Source organism: Luteibacter sp. SVR4-7G, from assembly GCF_056755555.1.
This window is the reverse complement of the sequence record NZ_JBPGXO010000012.1, coordinates 1-16990: the sequence shown is the minus strand read 5'-3', so window position 1 is coordinate 16990 and position 16990 is coordinate 1. Positions and strand designations below refer to the sequence as shown.

The 16990-nt window shown below is 67.3% G+C and carries 19 protein-coding genes; 10 read left to right on the top strand and 9 right to left on the bottom strand.

Annotation, left to right across the window (positions count from 1 at the left end):
- The first annotated feature begins 53 nt into the window (after window positions 1-53).
- Window positions 54-506: an organic hydroperoxide resistance protein gene (locus tag ACR9ZH_RS06475; RefSeq protein ID WP_481289944.1), complete on the top strand. Its 453-nt coding sequence runs from the start codon at window positions 54-56 to the stop codon at window positions 504-506.
- A gap of 205 nt (window positions 507-711) precedes the next feature.
- On the opposite strand, the gene ACR9ZH_RS06470 is transcribed toward ACR9ZH_RS06475, so the two are convergent.
- Window positions 712-1200, bottom strand: coding sequence for an FKBP-type peptidyl-prolyl cis-trans isomerase (locus tag ACR9ZH_RS06470; protein ID WP_481289943.1), 489 nt, complete (start codon window positions 1198-1200; stop codon window positions 712-714).
- A gap of 31 nt (window positions 1201-1231) precedes the next feature.
- Window positions 1232-2488 carry an MFS transporter gene (locus tag ACR9ZH_RS06465; RefSeq protein WP_481289942.1) on the bottom strand — a complete coding sequence of 419 codons (1257 nt, stop codon included), beginning with the start codon at window positions 2486-2488 and terminating at the stop codon, window positions 1232-1234.
- 123 nt (window positions 2489-2611) lie between these two features.
- Between ACR9ZH_RS06465 and ACR9ZH_RS06460 the strand changes: the two genes are divergently transcribed.
- From ACR9ZH_RS06460 to ACR9ZH_RS06445, 4 genes are all read left to right on the top strand, one after another.
- Window positions 2612-2920 carry an EF-hand domain-containing protein gene (locus tag ACR9ZH_RS06460; RefSeq protein ID WP_481289941.1) on the top strand — a complete coding sequence of 103 codons (309 nt, stop codon included), beginning with the start codon at window positions 2612-2614 and terminating at the stop codon, window positions 2918-2920.
- Window positions 2921-2978: 58 nt separating this feature from the next.
- Window positions 2979-3647: a class I SAM-dependent methyltransferase gene (locus tag ACR9ZH_RS06455; protein WP_481289940.1), complete on the top strand. Its 669-nt coding sequence runs from the start codon at window positions 2979-2981 to the stop codon at window positions 3645-3647.
- Between the two features lie 375 nt (window positions 3648-4022).
- Window positions 4023-5381 carry a DEAD/DEAH box helicase gene (locus tag ACR9ZH_RS06450; RefSeq protein WP_481289939.1) on the top strand — a complete coding sequence of 453 codons (1359 nt, stop codon included), beginning with the start codon at window positions 4023-4025 and terminating at the stop codon, window positions 5379-5381.
- An 86-nt stretch (window positions 5382-5467) separates the two neighbouring features.
- The gene (locus tag ACR9ZH_RS06445) at window positions 5468-5911 is read left to right on the top strand and encodes a hypothetical protein (protein WP_481289938.1); all 444 of its coding nucleotides are present in this window, start codon (window positions 5468-5470) and stop codon (window positions 5909-5911) included.
- Here ACR9ZH_RS06445 and rimJ read toward each other — a convergent pair.
- Both rimJ and fghA read right to left on the bottom strand, forming a co-directional pair.
- On the bottom strand, window positions 5864-6418 hold the full coding sequence (gene rimJ, locus ACR9ZH_RS06440) for a ribosomal protein S5-alanine N-acetyltransferase (RefSeq protein ID WP_481289937.1): 555 nt from the start codon (window positions 6416-6418) through the stop codon (window positions 5864-5866). The genes ACR9ZH_RS06445 and rimJ overlap by 48 nt on opposite strands.
- Window positions 6415-7263: an S-formylglutathione hydrolase gene (gene fghA, locus ACR9ZH_RS06435; RefSeq protein ID WP_481289936.1), complete on the bottom strand. Its 849-nt coding sequence runs from the start codon at window positions 7261-7263 to the stop codon at window positions 6415-6417. The genes rimJ and fghA overlap by 4 nt, the downstream gene beginning before the upstream one ends.
- Window positions 7264-7412: 149 nt before the next feature.
- Between fghA and ACR9ZH_RS06430 the strand changes: the two genes are divergently transcribed.
- Window positions 7413-9254: a DEAD/DEAH box helicase gene (locus ACR9ZH_RS06430; RefSeq protein ID WP_481289935.1), complete on the top strand. Its 1842-nt coding sequence runs from the start codon at window positions 7413-7415 to the stop codon at window positions 9252-9254.
- A 173-nt stretch (window positions 9255-9427) separates the two neighbouring features.
- Here the strand turns inward: ACR9ZH_RS06430 and ACR9ZH_RS06425 are convergent, their stop codons facing one another.
- Window positions 9428-9769: a YkgJ family cysteine cluster protein gene (locus ACR9ZH_RS06425; RefSeq protein ID WP_481289934.1), complete on the bottom strand. Its 342-nt coding sequence runs from the start codon at window positions 9767-9769 to the stop codon at window positions 9428-9430.
- A 3-nt stretch (window positions 9770-9772) separates the two neighbouring features.
- On the bottom strand, window positions 9773-10645 hold the full coding sequence (gene ypfJ, locus ACR9ZH_RS06420) for a KPN_02809 family neutral zinc metallopeptidase (protein WP_481289933.1): 873 nt from the start codon (window positions 10643-10645) through the stop codon (window positions 9773-9775).
- Window positions 10646-10749: 104 nt separating this feature from the next.
- On the opposite strand from ypfJ, the gene ACR9ZH_RS06415 reads away from it, so the two are divergent.
- Complete coding sequence (locus ACR9ZH_RS06415) at window positions 10750-11181, top strand: MAPEG family protein (RefSeq protein WP_481289932.1); 432 nt, start codon at window positions 10750-10752, stop codon at window positions 11179-11181.
- 89 nt (window positions 11182-11270) lie between these two features.
- Here the strand turns inward: ACR9ZH_RS06415 and ACR9ZH_RS06410 are convergent, their stop codons facing one another.
- Window positions 11271-12110, bottom strand: a complete 840-nt coding sequence (locus ACR9ZH_RS06410; RefSeq protein ID WP_481289931.1) for an NIPSNAP family protein — start codon at window positions 12108-12110, stop codon at window positions 11271-11273.
- An 81-nt stretch (window positions 12111-12191) separates the two neighbouring features.
- Here ACR9ZH_RS06410 and ACR9ZH_RS06405 point away from each other — a divergent pair, with 81 nt between their 5' ends.
- Complete coding sequence (locus ACR9ZH_RS06405; protein ID WP_481289930.1) at window positions 12192-13166, top strand: helix-turn-helix transcriptional regulator; 975 nt, start codon at window positions 12192-12194, stop codon at window positions 13164-13166.
- An 89-nt stretch (window positions 13167-13255) separates the two neighbouring features.
- On the opposite strand, the gene ACR9ZH_RS06400 is transcribed toward ACR9ZH_RS06405, so the two are convergent.
- Window positions 13256-14833: a TerC family protein gene (locus ACR9ZH_RS06400; RefSeq protein WP_481289929.1), complete on the bottom strand. Its 1578-nt coding sequence runs from the start codon at window positions 14831-14833 to the stop codon at window positions 13256-13258.
- A 122-nt stretch (window positions 14834-14955) separates the two neighbouring features.
- Between ACR9ZH_RS06400 and ACR9ZH_RS06395 the strand changes: the two genes are divergently transcribed.
- Window positions 14956-15735 (top strand): CPBP family intramembrane glutamic endopeptidase, encoded by a 780-nt coding sequence (locus tag ACR9ZH_RS06395; protein ID WP_481289928.1) that lies wholly within the window; start codon window positions 14956-14958, stop codon window positions 15733-15735.
- Here the strand turns inward: ACR9ZH_RS06395 and ACR9ZH_RS06390 are convergent.
- Complete coding sequence (locus ACR9ZH_RS06390) at window positions 15732-16328, bottom strand: class I SAM-dependent DNA methyltransferase (protein WP_481289927.1); 597 nt, start codon at window positions 16326-16328, stop codon at window positions 15732-15734. The genes ACR9ZH_RS06395 and ACR9ZH_RS06390 overlap by 4 nt on opposite strands.
- A gap of 105 nt (window positions 16329-16433) precedes the next feature.
- Between ACR9ZH_RS06390 and ACR9ZH_RS06385 the strand changes: the two genes are divergently transcribed.
- Window positions 16434-16733: a hypothetical protein gene (locus ACR9ZH_RS06385; protein WP_481289926.1), complete on the top strand. Its 300-nt coding sequence runs from the start codon at window positions 16434-16436 to the stop codon at window positions 16731-16733.
- Window positions 16734-16990 lie beyond the last annotated feature (257 nt).

The window sequence follows — 16990 nt, the reverse complement described above, 5'->3', positions numbered from 1 at the left end:
TGGCGAATCGCGTCCACTCGAACAGAGACTCCACCCTCACCCAAGGACAGCATATGAGCAACATCTCGAAGGTACAGAAGATTCTCTACACGGCGCATGCCAAGGTCGAAGGCGGCCGCGAAGGCCACGGCGAGACCGATGATGGCCAGATCAAGGTCGACCTGCGCCTGCCGAAGGAAATGGGTGGCAACGGCGGCGGCACGAATCCCGAACAGCTCTTTGCCGTCGGCTACGCCGCCTGCTTCGAAGGAGCCGTTCGCTTCGTCGCCGGCCAGAAGAAGGTCAAGGTCGATGGCGCCTCGATCGCGAGCAGCGTCGGCATCGGCCCGCGCGAAGGTTCAGGCTTCGCCATTCAGGCGAAGCTGGAAGTGAGCCTGCCGGGCGTGGACGACGCGACCGCCCAGGACATCGTGAAGAAGGCGCACGAGGAAGTCTGCCCGTATTCGCACGCCACCCGCGGCAATATCGATGTCGATATCTCGGTTAACGGTAAGAAAGTCGTCTGAGCCACGCTCACTGCGAGACGAAGAAGAACGGCGCCCTCGGGCGCCGTTCTTCTTTGTAGCAGTTGTGTATGCGTGGCTGATAACGCGGGCCGCTGCATCCTCGCGCGATAAGTCACTGGGTCCCTGCCTTCGCAGGGACGAAGAACGATCGTCATTCCTGCGAAGGCAGGAATCCAGCGCCTCATCGCTCTCGCAAGGACGACGCTCAGTGCGCCCCGTCGCCGTTCGGATGGGCGTGGCCGTGGGCGATCTCTTCTTCCGAGGCGTCGCGCACGGTCTGCACGTCGACGTGGAAGTTGAGGGTCTTGCCCGCCATCGGGTGGTTGAGGTCGACGTCGACCACACTGGAGCCCACCTTCTTCACCACGACGACGCGGTTGCCGCCTTCCTTCAGCGAGAGGACGGTGGTGTCGCCGGCTTTCAGGCCCTTGCCCTGCTGCGGGAAGTACTTCTTCGGCACGCGCTGGGTCAGGCCTTCCTGGCGCGGACCGTATCCCTGCTCCGGGGCGATCTCGACGTCGAAGGTGTCGCCCACCGACTTGCCTTCCAGACCCGCTTCCAGTCCCGGAATCAGCTGGCCGTGGCCGAGCAGGATCCACAACGGTTCACCGCCTTCGATCGAGCTTTCGACCTTCTCGCCGTCCACGGTGAGGGAGTAATGGAACGAGACGACCTTGCCCTTGCCAGCCTGCATGTTGGTTTCCACCAGAGGAAAACGGGGGATTTTAGCCGTGCCCGGCCCCGCCGTCACCCGGCGCGCGGGCCCGGCCGAAGCCCACGCCGCGCGCCTCCGGCCCCAGCCAGGCCAGCACGGCCAGCAGGATCGCCACCGCGGCGATCCAGGTGGACATGGCGAAGGCGAAATCCCCGCCGCGCCGCTCGGCCAGCCAGGTCTGGGCGGTGGCCGTGATCGCGGCCAGCAGGTTGCCCATCTGGTAGGCGAATCCCGGCAGTGTCCCGCGTACCGCGTCGGGGGCCAGTTCGTTGAGGTGGGTGGGCACCACACCCCACGCGCCCTGCACCATCACCTGGATCAGGAAGGCACCGAGACCGAGAAGCAGCAGCGAGCCGCCGTAGGTCCATAGCGGAATGACCGGAATGGCCAGCAACGCGGCGATGATGATCGCCTTCCGGCGCCCGATCTTCTCCGACAGCGAACCGAAGGCGAGGCCGCCGGCAAGTGCGCCCAGGTTGAGCAGGGCCGTCAGCATGAACGCGGTACCCGAGCCGGCGGGAATCTTTAGCTGGGTCTGGATGAAGGTGGGATACATGTCCTGCGAGCCGTGGCTGAACATGTTGAAGGCCGCCATCAGCAGCATGAGGTAGACGAACAGCTTCCAGTACCCGCGCATCGACACGAAGACGCTTTCGCGCGCCTGGTGGCGGCGCCCTTCCCACACCGGCGACTCGGGCACCTTGCGCCGGATGTACAGGACCAGCAGCGCGGGAAGCGCGCCTACGACGAACAAGCCACGCCAGCCGATCGCGTCCACCAGCAACCAGTTGACCAGCGCGGCGAGGAAGAACCCGCAGGGATAACCGCTTTGCAGCAGCCCCGAAACGAAGCCGCGCGACCGTGCCGGAATCGACTCCATGGCCAGCGAGGCGCCGATGCCCCACTCGCCGCCCATAGCGATGCCGAACAGGAAGCGCAGGCCGAGCAGCACGCCGAGGCTGGGCGAAAAGGCGCAGGCCAGCTCGAGCACCGAGAACAGGACGATGTCGATCATCAGCACCGGACGGCGCCCGTAGCGATCCGCCAGCCGGCCGAAGAGGAGCGCCCCGATCGGGCGGGCCGCCAAGGTCAGGAACAGGCCGTAGGTGACCTCCTGCTTCGGCACGTTGAATTCGTGCGCCACCGCGAGGATGACGAAGGTGAGCAGGAAGTAATCGAAGGCGTCGAGCGTCCAGCCGAGGAAGCTGGCGAGGACGGTATGCCGTTGCGTGTGATCGAGTTCGCGCAGCGCGGCTGGTAGCGGCATTGAGAATTTCCTCAAGCGATCGGGCGCGCCGAGGCTAACACAGCGCTACTATCCAACGGGCGCCTCACGGCGCCATGACAGTGTCCCGTTACACTGACCTTCTCACGACAGACGGAGGACTCGATGAAGTACTCGCGATCGATCGTTTCATTCGCACTGCTGGCCAGCGTCGCCACCGGCGCGGCTTTTGCCCGACCCGCACCGCCGCAGGATCAGTCCGGCAGCAGCAGCGGCGCACCGTCGTTTTCGGAACTCGACAAGGACAACAAGGGCTACATCAAGCGTGGCGACGTGCCCAAGGATGTCGAGGCACTGAAGACGCTCCGCGCCCACTTCCCCGAGGCCGACAAGAATCACGACGGCAAGGTGGACAAGGGCGAGTATGACGAGTACGTCAACAAAGACAGCGCCCGGCCGCAGCCGCAGCGCTAGCCTCGGTGGCCGGGACGATCGTCGTCCCGGCCCTCCCGACCGACGGACGGAGATCCGCATGATTCCCGATAGCCGCACGAGGCGACGCATCGCCGCCCGGTTCAGTCGCCGCGGCGACCGGATCTACATCCACGGCAAGCTGGCTACCGATCCCGTCTACGGGGCCACCGCGAGGGCCATCGCCGGGCGCCGGCTGCCCGTGCTGGACATTGGCTGCGGTTTGGGCCTGCTGGGTCACTACCTGCACGCCTGCAATGTCCTCGATGGCTATCTCGGTCTCGATCACGACAGCCGCAAGATCGCCATGGGCCGCGACGCGGCGGAACGCGCGGGGCTGGGGGACGAGATCGCCCTGCACCAGACGGACGCAGCCACGCCGCAACCCGTGCGTGGCCATGTGGCGATGCTCGACGTACTGCATTACCTGCCGCGCGAACGCCAGTCCGAGCTGCTCGCTTTTGCCGTCGACCATCTTGCCGACGACGGCTTGCTGATCCTGCGCAACGTCATCCGCGACGGCTCGTGGCGTTACCGGGCCACGGTGTGGGAGGAGAAGTTCATCAAGGCGGTAGGGTGGATCCCCGGCGGAGCGCAATATTTCCCGACCGAAGACGATATCCGCGAGGTGCTCGAGCCCCGGGGCATCCGTGTCGATTTCCAGCCGCTGTTCGGCCGCACGCCGTACAACAGCTGGTTGATGACCGCTTCAAGGCAGGCGCAGTCGTAGAGCCCGCGCGCTAGCTTTTTGCAGGAGCGCGCCCCGCGCGTTGTAGGAGCGCGCCTTGCGCGCGACATCTTTTGGGGCTGTGAGTGGGGGGGCTGGCGCGCCAGCTTGGAAACCGGGGCGAAAGACTGTCGCGCGCAAGGCGCGCTCCTACAGTGGCGTACATTGTGCGTCGCAATACGGTATACTCCCCGGGTCGTGCCTGCGCTCCGACTCCCTTGCGGACCCCCGGCGTGGAGATTCTCCCGCCCGTTCCCCCACCTCCGGAAGCGCGCGCGACACCGGCCAGCCTGCTGTCTTCGTCATGGCTCGCGGCCGCCAAATCCATAACTCGCAGCGCGGTTCCAGGGAACGCTCGAGTCACGCAGGAGTTGTTCCATGTCTTTCGATTCGCTGGGCCTTGCGCCCGCGTTGCTGCGCGCGCTTTCCGAGGCCGGCTATGAGAAGCCCACGCCCATCCAGGCCGCCGCCATCCCGGAGGTGCTCGCCGGCCACGACCTGATGGCCGCCGCGCAGACGGGTACCGGCAAGACCGCCGCGTTCTCGCTGCCCTTGCTCCATCGCCTCTCCCGGGAGGCACGTACCGAGGGCCGCCGTCCGATCCGCGCCCTGATCCTCACGCCTACCCGCGAACTCGCCGCCCAGGTGCAGGAAAACCTGCGCGATTACGGCAAGCACCTGCGCCTTTCCAGCACCGTGATCTTCGGCGGCGTCGGCATGGGCAACCAGTTGCAGGCGCTGCGCCGCGGCGTCGACATCGTGGTGGCCACCCCGGGCCGTCTGATCGACCACATGCAGCAGCGCTCGGTGGACCTGTCGAAGGTGGACGTGCTTGTGCTCGACGAAGCCGACCGCATGCTCGACATGGGCTTCCTCCCGGCGCTCAAGCGCATCCTCGCCGCGCTGCCGAAGCAGCGCCAGACGCTGCTCTTCTCGGCTACCTTCGCGCCGGAGATCAAGGCGCTCGCTCAGCAGTTCATGCGCGATCCGCGTGAAGTCTCGACCACGCCGGCGAATACCGTCGCCAACACCGTCACCCACGTGGTGCATCCGGTGGATGCGGCCAACAAGCGTGACCTGCTGCTGCACATCCTCGCCCAGGACAGCCGTCGCCAGACCCTGGTGTTCAGCCGGACCAAGCACGGCGCCGACAAGCTCGTGCGCCATCTCGAGCAGGCCGGCATACGCGCGGCCGCGATCCATGGCAACAAGAGCCAGAACGCACGTACGCGCGCCCTGTCGGACTTCAAGAGCAGCCGCGTCACCGTGCTGGTGGCGACCGATATCGCCGCGCGCGGCATCGACATCGACCAGCTCCCGGTGGTGATCAACTTCGACCTGCCGATGGTTGCCGAGGATTACGTGCACCGCATCGGCCGTACCGGACGCGCGGGCGCGGAAGGCGAAGCGATCTCGCTGGTGAGCCACGACGAGTCCGGCCTGCTCCGCGACATCGGCCGCCTGCTGAAGACCGATCTCTCCATCCGCAACATGTCGGGCTTCGAACCCAGCACGCCGTTGCGCCTCGACGCCGGTGCCCCGCGCCCGAAGCAGCAACAGCGCCAGGGCGGCGGCCAGGGCCGGCCCGGCGGCAACAGCGCCCGCCAGGGTGGCAGCGGTGGCGGCCGTCCGCCTTCGCACCGTCCGCACGGCCATTCCGCCGCGGGCAGCGGCGAAAGCACCGGCAGCCACAAGCGTCGCCGTCAGCGCCGCGGACCGGCCACGAACAAGGCCTGATGGCCTAGCCGCATGGGCAATAGCTCGCTCATGCGGCAATCGGGATCATGCGGGATGGCAGGCCATCCCATCCAGGTAGTACCCGCATGTCCCGACTTTACCGTTACAGCGTCGTCGTGCTGCGCACGATTTTCGGCGCGTTCTTTACCTTTTCCGGCCTGAACCACATCTTCGCCTTCTGGCAGCCGCCCGCGCCGCACACCGCGGCGGGGCGTGCCTTCCTCGCCGGCCTCGAGGCCAGCGGCTTCGTCGAACCGCTGATCGGCGTGATCTTCGTTTACGCCGGCGTAGCGCTCATGGCGGCGCGGCTCGTGCCGCTCGCGTTGCTGCTGCTGGCCGCACCCGTCGTCGTCATCTTCGGTTACTCCTTCGTTACCGAAGGACAGACGCTCGGCCCGCACGTGCCGTTGCTCGCGATCTATCTGCTGCTGGCGTGGGAAGAACGCGGCGCGTGGCGCGCGCTGTTCTCGGCGGGGCACCACTCAGCCGTTCGCGCGGATCTTCGCGGTGAGGACGTGGTCCTCCCATAAACCGTCGATTTTCAGATAGCGCTTCGCGAAGCCTTCCTTCTCGAAGCCAAGGCGTTCGAGCAGGCGGCCGCTGCGTTCGTTGCGCGGCATGTAGTTCGCCATCACCCGATGGAAGTCCAGCGGGCCAAACGCGTAGCGCACGGCGGCGTCGAGGGCCTCGAACATGAGGCCCTTCCCTTCGTGCCTGGCCGCGATGCCATAGCCGAGGTGGCAGGCCTGGAAGACCCCGCGCACCACGTTGGCGAAGGTGAAGCTGCCGATCATCTCGGAGGCGTCCGGCGTCAGCACGGCGAATGGATAGCCACGGTCGGCACGTGCCGCCTCGAGTCCGGCCTCGATCGCCATCCGGCAGCCGTCCAGCGAATAATGCGACTCCGTCCGCAACGGCTCCCAGGGGGCGAGGTGCTCGCGGTTTTCCAGGCGATAACGCCGCAACAGTTCCGCATCCTCCACGTCGAGCAGGCGGATCACGGTGCGCACGGTGCGCATGCGGATCGGTTCGCTCATGCGCTCAGCGCTTTCGCGTGGTGGCGCAGGTGGTCCTCCACGAAGGTCTGGATGAAGTAATAGCTGTGGTCGTAGCCCGGGTGCATGCGCAGTTCGAGCGGCTGTCCCGCCTTCTCGCATGCGGCCTCGAACCGCTGCGGCTGCAGCTGGTTGACGAGGAAACCGTCCGCCTCGCCCTGGTCGACGAGGATGCTGCCGTCGAAACGCGCACCGCTCCTGACCAGCGCGGTGGCGTCATGACGTTCCCAGGCCTTGCGATCCTCGCCGAGGTAACGCGAGAAGGCCTTCTCGCCCCACGGCACGAGTGCCGGCGCGACGATGGGCGCGAATGCCGAGACGGAACGGAAGCGGCCGGGATTGCGCAAGGCGATGGTCAGCGCGCCGTGACCGCCCATCGAGTGGCCGAAGATGCCCTGCCGTCCCATGTCGACGTGGAAACGCTCCGGGAGCAGGCGCGGCAATTCGTCCACGACGTAGCTGTACATGCGGAAGCGTTCGCTCCACGGTGCCTCGGTGGCGTCCAGGTAGAAGCCGGCCCCTTCGCCGAACTCCCAGTCGCCCGTGGCGCCCGGCAGGCCGGTGTCGCGCGGGCTCGTGTCCGGCATGACCAGGGCCAGACCCAATTCCGAGGCGAGGCGCTGCGCGCCCGCCTTGATCGTGAAGGTCTCCGCGGTGCAGGTGAGGCCCGCGAGGTACCAGAGCACCGGGACCGGCCCCTGTTCCGCGGCCGGCGGCATGAAGACGGCGAAGCGCATGGGTCCGCCGCATGCCTCCGACACGTGCGTATAAAAGCCCTGGGTGCCGCCGAAGCAGCGCTGTTCCGAAACCGTCTCGATGGCCGTCATGGGACCGCTCCCTTACGCAAAGCTGACCGGAGAGTGTAGCGCCGACGCGACATACGGCCACGACCCCCGGCGAACCTCGCGCATCGCTGCTACAATAGGCGTACTGCCCGGCGCCGAATGTCGCCGCCGCGCCCCTCCCTGAGGTCGCCATGCCATCCCCCGATATCGACAACGCTCCGGCCCTGCCCGGTTTCAGCGCGCTTGCCCTCGACGCCAACGTCGTGCGCGCGCTGACCGAGGTGGGCTATGAGACCCCCTCCCCCATCCAGGCCGCCACCATTCCGGCCCTGCTCGAAGGCCGCGACGTGATCGGCCAGGCGCAGACCGGCACCGGCAAGACCGCTGCCTTCGCCCTGCCCATCCTCTCGCGCCTCGACCTCAGGGCCGGCAACAAGCCGCAGGCCCTGGTCCTCGCGCCCACGCGCGAGCTGGCCATCCAGGTGGCCGAGGCGTTCCAGAAGTACGCCACCTACCTGCCCGGCTTCCAGGTGCTGCCCATCTACGGCGGCCAGAGCTACGGTCCGCAGCTGCAGGGCCTGAAGCGCGGCGCCCAGGTCATCGTGGGCACGCCCGGCCGCGTCATCGACCACCTCGACAAGGGCACGCTGGACCTTTCCGGCCTGCGTTTCATGGTGCTCGACGAGGCCGACGAGATGCTGCGCATGGGCTTCATCGACGACGTCGAGAAGCTGCTCCAGGCCACGCCGGAAGGCCGTCAGGTGGCGCTGTTCTCCGCGACCATGCCGGCGCCGATCCGGCGCATCGCGCAGACGTACCTGAAGGACCCGTCCGAGGTCACGATCAAGAACAAGACCACCACCGCGGCGAACATCCGCCAGCGTTACTGGTGGGTCAGCGGCGTGCACAAGCTCGACGCCCTGACGCGCATCCTCGAAGCCGAGAGCTTCGACGCGATGATCGTCTTCGCCCGCACCAAGCAGGCCACCGAGGAACTCGCCAGCAAGCTGCAGGCGCGCGGCTTCGCCGCGGCGGCCATCAACGGCGACATCGCCCAGGCCCAGCGCGAGCGCGTGATCGACCAGCTCAAGACCGGCAAGCTCGACATCCTGATCGCCACCGACGTGGCCGCGCGCGGCCTCGACGTGGAGCGCATCAGCCACGTGCTCAATTACGACATTCCGCACGACACCGAGTCGTACGTGCACCGCATCGGCCGCACCGGCCGTGCGGGCCGCAGCGGCGAGGCGATCCTGTTCGTCACCCCGCGCGAGCGCAACCTGCTCCGCCAGATCGAACGCGCCACGCGCCAGCCGATCGAGCAGATGCAGCTGCCCACGATCGAGGCGGTGAACGACACCCGCGTGACCAAGTTCAACCAGCGCATCACCGATACGCTGGCCACCGGCGACCTGGGCCTGTTCCAGCAGCTTGTGGAGAAGTACGAGCAGGAGCACAACGTGCCGGCGATCGAGATCGCCGCCGCGCTGGCGCGCATCGCGCAGGGCGACCAGCCGCTGCTGCTGGAGCCGCCGGCGAAGCGCGAATACAGCGAGCGCCCGCCGCGCGAACACGACCGCGAGCGTCCGCAGCGCGACTTCGACCGTCCCTCGCGCGACGGCGGCGATTTCAGCGATCGCCGGCCCGTGCGTGAAGGCATGCGCCAGCCGCGTCCGCACGTCACCGAGGCCGGCAAGCGCACCTACCGCATCGAAGTCGGCCACGAGCACGGCGTGAAGCCCGGCAACATCGTCGGCGCCATCGCCAACGAGGGCGGCGTGGAAGCGAAGTTCATCGGCCGCGTCAGCATCCGCGACGACTACAGCCTGATCGACCTGCCCGACGGCATGCCGGCGGAGACCTTCAACCACCTGAAGAAGGTATGGGTCGCGCAGCAACAGCTGAAGATCCGCGAATGGGACGGCACCGAAGCGCCGCAGAGCGGCGCCCCGCCGCGCCCCCGCGGCAACTTCCGCCCATCGGGCAACCGCCCCGGCGGCGCCAAGCCGCCGCGCAAGAAGCGCGACTACTGATCCACCCGGCAAACCGCCGCGATGGTAGGAGCGCGCCCTGCGCGCGACATGTTTTGAGGCCATGAGCAACAGGTCCTGTGGCTCTTCGCGAAAAGCTGTCGCGCGCGATGCGCGCTCCTACACGAAAATCCGCCGCATCAGGGCACTATGCTCAGCGCACGCGTTGCGCGCTCCTACACGAAATCCGCCGGCGTCAGGGGGACCATGCCATGCCTGATCCGCGCCTTGTCGCACTGCGGGCTCGGCGTACCGTCTTCCCAGGCGGGCTTGAGGTCGTGGCACGGCGAGGGACGCACGGCGTAGACGCCGCAATGCGCGGCCACACCGACCTCGCCCACGAGCGACCTGCAACGCGGTTCATACGCGTTCGTACCGTGCATCGCCACGCGATGCGGATCGAGGTGTTCGGTGAGTGCGGCCGGCGTGATGCCGCCGGCCGTGTCCGTTTCAAGCCAGTGGAAGGCGACGCGGTAGGTGGCGCAGCATGCGCCACAGCGCAGGCAAGGGTGAGTCATGGATCAGATCGCGCCCGAGAACGTGTTGCACTTGCCGACATCGCCGCTGTCCAGTCCCGTGCGGAACCAGCGCACACGTTGCGCCGAGGTACCGTGCGTGAAGGAATCCGGCACCACCCTTCCCTGTGACTGCTCCTGCAAGGCATCGTCGCCAATGGCCGTGGCGGCATTGATCGCCGACTCGATATCCCCTTCCTGCAACCAATGCTGGCGCTGCTGTGAATGGTTCGCCCATACGCCCGCGAAGCAGTCCGCCTGCAATTCCTGGCGCACCGACAGGCCAGTCGCGCCTTGCAGGCTCGCGCCGCGCCGGCGCGCGTCGTTCACCTTGTCGAACACGCCCACCAGGTTCTGCACGTGGTGGCCGACCTCGTGGGCGATGACATAGGCACGGGCGAAATCACCGGCTTCGTGGAAGCGCGATTGCATCTCCTGGAAGAAGCCGAGGTCGAGGTAGACCTTGTGATCGCCGGGGCAATAGAACGGACCGACCGCCGAGGACGCGGACCCGCAGGCCGTGCGCACGCCATTGCGGAACAGCACCAGCTTCGGTTGTTCGTACTGCTGGCCGTCGGCCGCGAAGATCTCACCCCAGGTGTCCTCGGTCTCGCCGAGGATGGCGCGGACGAAGTCCACCTGCGGATCGTTGGCCGCCGCCGGATGCGGCGCCGCCTGCTGGCTCTGCGGCGCCACGGAGGCGCCCGGGTCGCCCTGGCCCAGGAGGGCCGTGGGGTCTTTGAAGAAAACCAGGCCGAGGATCGCCAGGATGACGATGCCACCCAGGCCCAGCCCCCGGCCACCGAACGACGGCCCGCCGCCGCGGCCTTCGCCCGCATCTTCCACGTTGTCGCTTCTACGGCCTTTTTGCCAGAGCATCGCCCATCCTCCCGTTCGATGCGCCCCAAGCGAGACGCGGTAGGCATGATCGCATGGACGGTTGCCGGTAGACTTCGCGGTTGAAGTCGTCCCGCGGATCATCCATGACCAGCCAGCTCCCTGCCGTCGTCACCCTGCTAACCCTGCTCCTGATGTTCGCAACTGTCTGGATGGTAGGCCGGGCGCGTGAACGTTATGGCATCAAGGCCCCCTCCATCTCCGGCGATCCGGCTTTCGAGCGCGCCTGGCGGGTGCAGATGAACACCTTGGAGAACGCCGTGATGTTCATCCCGGCGCTGTGGCTGGCGTCGCAGTACGTCGATCCGCTGTGGGCGGGCATCGCCGGGCTGGTCTGGCTCGCCGGCCGCGTCTGGTACGCCCTGGCCTACCTGCGCGACCCGACCCGGCGCGGCCCCGGCTACATGGTGTCGATGATCGCCTGGGCGGCGCTGATGCTGATGGCCGCGGGCGGCATCGGCATGGCCATCATGGAAAACAACGCGGCGCCGCCGACCGAGGATGCCGCCGGGGTGTAGGAGCGCGCCCTGCGCGCGACAGCTTTTGAGGCCGTAAGCAGCAGGTCCTGGAGTTCTTCGCGAAAATCTGTCGCGCGCAGGGCGCGCTCCTACATGGAGCTGGGGTCCAGCCAGCGCAGGCGCGAGCGTGGCGTGGGGTCCATCACCTGGCGTTCCGCGGCCGCGCGGGTCAGGCCGGACGCCGCGAGTTCCTTCTCCACTTCCTCGAGTTTCGGTGCCAGGTGCTTCGACAGCGTGGCGTCGTCGCGCACCACGCCGAGCCAGACGAGCCAGGGGCCGTCGGTACGCACGGGTAGCTGCGGGAAATTGTTGGGTACGTCCAGCGTCACCAGGACGCCCGCCGGATGCACGCCGTCCATCGCATAGCGCTTGAACGCCGCTTCCGCCTTTGCCGCGAAAGCCTCCTCGCTGCCTTTCCTTACCGCGAAGATCTGCGCCACCACGACGCCACCGGCGCCCTTTGGTTCGAGCACGGGGTCCACCGCGGGGAGCACGGTGACGCCACCGTCCGCATGCAGCGGACGCATCAGCATCACGTTGTCGCTATCGGGCAGGATGGCGTTGACCTTGAGGCGGTGCTCGCGCCACAGCGGTCCGTAATAGAAGGCGGCGTTCACTACCGGCCGCGCGTTGAGGTCGTGGAACCCCCGCAGCCAGGTGAAATGGTTCGGATGTCCGCGGTCGGCGAACTGGCCGAACACCATGGCGCCGAGCTGTTCGAAGGCTTCCGGGAAATAGGTGTCGAAGTAGGCGACGAAGTGCGCCCGCTCACCGTCCTTGGTGACATAACGGCGGAATTCGATGACCTGGTAGCTGTCCAGATGGGCCACCGTACCCATGGGCGCATGCGCCGTCGTGGCGGGTCCGGCGCTTGCCGGCAACGCGATGGCGGTAAGCAGGACGGCGCCCGCGAGGCTCGGAAATTTCATGGAGGATCTCCATTGGCGTCCGACGCACCTTAAGAGATAAACAGGTCAGTTTCCGCCCTGATTCCGCCCTAGAATCGCTCCATGGCCGCTCCGACCACCCGTGTACTAGCCGTCCTGGAGTTGCTCCAGGCGCATGGCCGCATGAGTGGGCCAGAGCTGGCGGCGCGCGTGGGCGTGGATGGGCGCACGCTGCGCCGCTACATGGCCACGCTGGAAGACCTGGGCATCCCCGTTACCACCGAGCGCGGGCGGCATGGCGCGTACATGCTGGTGGCCGGCTTCAAGCTGCCGCCGATGATGTTCACCAACGACGAAGCGGTCGCGCTGTCGGTGGGTATGGTGGCCGCGCGCGGACTGGGCCTAGCCGAGGGAGCGCCGGCACTGGAAAGCGCCCATGCCAAGCTTGCGCGAGTGATGCCCGAGGGCCTGAAGGGACAGGTAGGCGCGATCAGCGACACGATACAACTTGAGCATCTGCCTACGTTGAGCACGCCCGCGAGCAATGCCGCGTTGGTATCCCTGATCGCGGCGGCCCAGCGCCGCTCGCGCGTGCGCATGGGTTACCTTGCTCCCGGCGGCGGAAGAACCGAACGCGATTTCGATCCCTACGGGATGGTCTGGCGAGCGGGTGCCTGGTATGCCGTGGGCATGTGCCACCTCAGGCACGGCCTGCGCTCGTTCCGCGTGGACCGCGTCGCAGGCGTCCAGGTGCTGGCGACCACGTTTTCGCGGCCGCACGACTTCGATCCGCTCGCCCAGCTGATGCGCAGCATCGCCACCTTGCCGCACGGCCGCGTGATCGAAGTGCTCCTGCATGCGAACCTCGACACCGCCACGCGCGCCTTCAGTCCCGCGATCGGGCTGTTCGAACCCGTCGCCGATGGCGTGCTGTTGCGCAGTAGCGCCAGCGACGGCGACATGGGCTGGTTCGCCCGGCAACTGGCCGGGCTGGGCTTCGACTTCGAAATCCTCGCGCCGAACATCCTGCGCCGCGAACTGGCGAAGCTGGCGGCGAGACTAAGGACGATCGCTACGGAACACGCGACGGACATGTAGGAGCGCGCAAAGCGCGCGACATCTTTTCGCGAGGAGCAACAGGCCCTGCTGCTCACAGCCTCAAAGGCTGTCGCGCGCGTTGCGCGCTCCTACATGTCTTCTTCTTTGTCGAGGGCCATGACGCGCACGCGCTGGATGCGCGCGCCTTCCATCGCCGTCACCTCGAACTCCAGCCCGTCGGTCTCGAAACGGTCGCCCGGCGTCGGCAGACGGCCCAGCTGCTGCAGCACGAAGCCCGCGAGGGTGGAGAAGCTGGCATCGGCTGCGCCTGGCAGGCGATGGCCGAGCAAGTGTTCCACACGCCGGGCATCGAGGCTGGCATCCAGCAACCACGCGCCGTCCGGCTCGCTCACGGCGGAAGGGTCGCCCTCGCTGGTTTCGTTCGGGAACTCGCCCGCGATCACCTCGAGCACGTCGGCCGGCGTGACCAGGCCGAGGATGCTGCCGTATTCGTCCACCACCAGCGCCACCTGGAGCGGCGCGCGGCGGAACTCGTCGATCAGGCGCAGGACGCTCAGCGATTCCAGCACGGTGATCGGCTTGCGGACGAAGGCGGCGGTGTCGAGGCGGCCATGTTCGGTGAGGCTGGCAAGCAGGTCGCGCGACGACACCACGCCGGCCAGTTCGTCCAGGTCGCCGTACGCCACGAGCAGCCAGTGGTGCTGCGCCTCGCGCGCTTCGGTCAGCAGCACGCCCAGGTCCTCTTCGGGATCGACCCACGCGATCTCGGTGCGTGGCGTCATGATCGAGCGCACGGGCCGCTGCGACAGGTCGAGCACGCCCTGCACCATTTCCAGCTCGTCCTTGCCGAAGATGGCCGTTTCGGCGGTCTCGGGAGCAACCTCGCCTTTGCCGCCGTCGGCATCGTCGTCCGACCTCCCGCCGAGCAGGCGCAGCACCGCCCGGGCCGTGCGGTCGCGCATGATCCGGCCACCGACCAGCAGCGAGCGGCGGCGATTGCGCCGCATCGTCTGGTTGAACACCTCGATCATGATCGAGAAGCCGATGGCGGCGTAGAGATAACCCTTCGGGATATGGAACCCGAAGCCTTCCGCGATAAGGCTGAAGCCGATCATCAGCAGGAAGGAAAGACAGAGGATGACTACCGTCGGCCGCGCATTGACGAACACGGTGAGCGGCTTGCTCGCCGTGATCATCAGGGCCATGGCGACCACGACGCCGATCATCATGATCGACAGGTGATCGACCATGCCCACGGCAGTGATCACGGAGTCGAGCGAGAACACGGCGTCGAGCACGACGATCTGCGCGACCACCAGCCAGAAGCTGGCGCGGCGGCCGTTCCTGCCGTCGTCGTGTTCGGAGGCCTCCAGCCGTTCGTGCAGCTCGAGGGTCGCCTTGAACAGGAGGAAGGCACCGCCGACGATCAGGATGATGTCGCGCCAGGAAAGGCCGAAACCCGCCCACTGGAAGATAGGCCGGGTGAGCGTCACCAGCCAGGACATGGCGGCGAGCAGGCACAGGCGCATGATCAGCGCGAGGCCGAGACCCATGAGCCGCGCGTGGTCGCGCTGGCGGGCGTGGAGCTTGTCGGCGAGGATCGCGACGAATACGAGGTTGTCTATACCGAGCACGATCTCCAGCACGATCAACGTGAGAAGACCCGCCCAGGCCGAAGGGTCGGCTAGCCAGTCGAATGCGAACATGGGTCGGCGCGTCGTGGCGCCCGCTTTCCTCCTTTAAGGGGGGTCAACTATACAGGGCCTTGATGACGGCCTGTGCCGGAAGCGTCGTTGCGGGCCCGGCCGCCCGTCGGCTAGGGTGCCTCATGACCCACGATTACCTTCCCGCCTCCCCCTCCCCGATCGCCCAGGCGCCCGCACGGCCCCCGGGCGTGTTCGAGACGATCCTCTGCATCGCCGCCTATTTCGTCCTTCAGTTCGCCTTCGGAGGGTTGTTCGGGGGCATCTCGATGCAGATCGCCCGTTACTTCCCCGACCGGGTGCCCCAGGCTCCCGACCGGCTCATCGTGGTGGTGATCCTCACCGTGCTCTGCTCGGCGGCCGTGGCGTCGTGGCTGATGATCCGGCGCTGGGGCGCGGAGCGCGCCATGGACCCGGGCCCGGCCGGACTCGGGTTCACCCCGCCGGCCGGGCGGTTCATCGTCATCGCGACGGCGCTCGGCATCGCGGCCCCGGTCTTCGGGGGGCTGCTCACCCAGCTCCTGGCCGGCGATCACGCGGTGAGCCAGGCGGTAAGCGACATTGCCGACAAGGCGCACTTCGGCATGCGCGTGGCGCTGTTGCCCGTGGTCGTCCTGATCGGTCCGGCCGTGGAGGAACTGCTGTTCCGCGGCGCCCTGCTGTCCATCCTGCGTACCCGCCTGGGCGACGGGTGGGCGATCGGGCTGTCGGCGCTGATCTTCGGCACCGTGCATCTGCCCGATCTTGCCTGGCTCTGGTACGCCGTGCCGAACCTGGTCCTGGTAGGCGTGTTCTGCGCCTGGCTGCGCGTGCGAAGCGGCTCGATCTGGCCCGCCTTCGTCACCCACGCCGCCAACAATGCCCTGGCGACGATCGCCTGGTTCACCGCGACAGCAGGGTCCTAGAGCCGCTCCAGCGAGGCTACGTGGCGGGCCAACCGTGGGCTGGCGTAGCACTGCGAACCGACCGGAATGAGGCCCGCTTCGCCGAAGGCCTCGCGGTACCAGCGCGCCGGCCGGCCATGGAAGCCTTCGCGGTCGCCGCCGGGATCGTCCTCGCGGGTATAGACCTCGAGGAAGGCGAGCCCTTCGACCATTTCCCCGATGCCGATGAGCCCGGCGCGGATCTCGGCCGGCTTCAGGTAATGCAGTACGTCGGTGCAGACGATGAGGTCGAAGCGCGTGTCGAAGCGCAACTCGGCGAGCTGGCCGAAACGCGCGTAACCGATGTTGCGCGAACGTCCGTACCGGGCGACCGCGTATTCGCTGGCCTCCAGCCCCCGGTACTTGATGCCCGGCCGCAGGCGGCGCAGTTCGGCCCGCCACGGCGCCTCCCCGCAGCCCACGTCCAGCACGTTGCGCACGGGACGGCCCAGGTAGAATTCGGCCTGGCCGAGCACCATCGCCACCTTGCGCCGGAGCTCGGCGGGCGAGCGCACGGCGTGCCCGGCGCTGCGGTACCACTTGTCGAAGTAGGCCTGGTCGTAGGTCTTGGGCATGGGGATGGGCGCCGAAAACGTCAAACATCCATGGTAGCCGGGGCATACACTTCTGGCATACATCTCACGCGCCAGCATTGGTCATACCCGGCCCAGGAGGACTCCATGCCCCGCATCCAGCTCCGCATCACCGGCGACCGCGACGTGTTCGACGACGTGGTCACCGCCATCCATGGCGTCGACCGCGTCGAACGGGTCGAGGAAATCGACGATTTCATGAACGATTTCCGTGACGATTCCAGTTCGCAAAACCTCTCGGACGACATGAGCTCGAGGACGTATACGGTCGAGGTGGAAGTGCCCAACGAGAAGGTCGGCGAACGCGTGCGTGAACTCGCCGAGGAAACCGCGGGCACCCGCGAGGCGGCCATCGAATTCATCGGACCGGACGAGAACGAAATCTGACCGGCAGCGCTCGCACGAGGCTGCACGCACCATACGAGAAACAACGGCCACCGGGTAGGAGCGCGCACCGCGCGCGACCGCCTTTCGCGTCGGTTGGCCCGCTGGCGCGTGCCCATGTCTTAAGCGGCTTCGCCGCAGGGAGCGTTGCCGCGGGCTCGGCTATCGCCATCGCGCTTGGTTTTGGGCGTGGCGGCGGGTCGCCGGCGCCTGCCGTTTTTCTCGCTAAGTCCTCGTCCGGCCTACGCCTCCCTGCGGAA

Coding starts and splice junctions, on each gene's coding strand:
- ACR9ZH_RS06475 (WP_481289944.1), top strand. CDS start 54: ATGAGCAACATCTCGAAGGTACAGAAGATTCTCTACACGGCGCATGCC.
- ACR9ZH_RS06470 (WP_481289943.1), bottom strand. CDS start 1,200: ATGCAGGCTGGCAAGGGCAAGGTCGTCTCGTTCCATTACTCCCTCACC.
- ACR9ZH_RS06465 (WP_481289942.1), bottom strand. CDS start 2,488: ATGCCGCTACCAGCCGCGCTGCGCGAACTCGATCACACGCAACGGCAT.
- ACR9ZH_RS06460 (WP_481289941.1), top strand. CDS start 2,612: ATGAAGTACTCGCGATCGATCGTTTCATTCGCACTGCTGGCCAGCGTC.
- ACR9ZH_RS06455 (WP_481289940.1), top strand. CDS start 2,979: ATGATTCCCGATAGCCGCACGAGGCGACGCATCGCCGCCCGGTTCAGT.
- ACR9ZH_RS06450 (WP_481289939.1), top strand. CDS start 4,023: ATGTCTTTCGATTCGCTGGGCCTTGCGCCCGCGTTGCTGCGCGCGCTT.
- ACR9ZH_RS06445 (WP_481289938.1), top strand. CDS start 5,468: ATGTCCCGACTTTACCGTTACAGCGTCGTCGTGCTGCGCACGATTTTC.
- rimJ (WP_481289937.1), bottom strand. CDS start 6,418: ATGAGCGAACCGATCCGCATGCGCACCGTGCGCACCGTGATCCGCCTG.
- fghA (WP_481289936.1), bottom strand. CDS start 7,263: ATGACGGCCATCGAGACGGTTTCGGAACAGCGCTGCTTCGGCGGCACC.
- ACR9ZH_RS06430 (WP_481289935.1), top strand. CDS start 7,413: ATGCCATCCCCCGATATCGACAACGCTCCGGCCCTGCCCGGTTTCAGC.
- ACR9ZH_RS06425 (WP_481289934.1), bottom strand. CDS start 9,769: ATGACTCACCCTTGCCTGCGCTGTGGCGCATGCTGCGCCACCTACCGC.
- ypfJ (WP_481289933.1), bottom strand. CDS start 10,645: ATGCTCTGGCAAAAAGGCCGTAGAAGCGACAACGTGGAAGATGCGGGC.
- ACR9ZH_RS06415 (WP_481289932.1), top strand. CDS start 10,750: ATGACCAGCCAGCTCCCTGCCGTCGTCACCCTGCTAACCCTGCTCCTG.
- ACR9ZH_RS06410 (WP_481289931.1), bottom strand. CDS start 12,110: ATGAAATTTCCGAGCCTCGCGGGCGCCGTCCTGCTTACCGCCATCGCG.
- ACR9ZH_RS06405 (WP_481289930.1), top strand. CDS start 12,192: ATGGCCGCTCCGACCACCCGTGTACTAGCCGTCCTGGAGTTGCTCCAG.
- ACR9ZH_RS06400 (WP_481289929.1), bottom strand. CDS start 14,833: ATGTTCGCATTCGACTGGCTAGCCGACCCTTCGGCCTGGGCGGGTCTT.
- ACR9ZH_RS06395 (WP_481289928.1), top strand. CDS start 14,956: ATGACCCACGATTACCTTCCCGCCTCCCCCTCCCCGATCGCCCAGGCG.
- ACR9ZH_RS06390 (WP_481289927.1), bottom strand. CDS start 16,328: ATGCCCAAGACCTACGACCAGGCCTACTTCGACAAGTGGTACCGCAGC.
- ACR9ZH_RS06385 (WP_481289926.1), top strand. CDS start 16,434: ATGCCCCGCATCCAGCTCCGCATCACCGGCGACCGCGACGTGTTCGAC.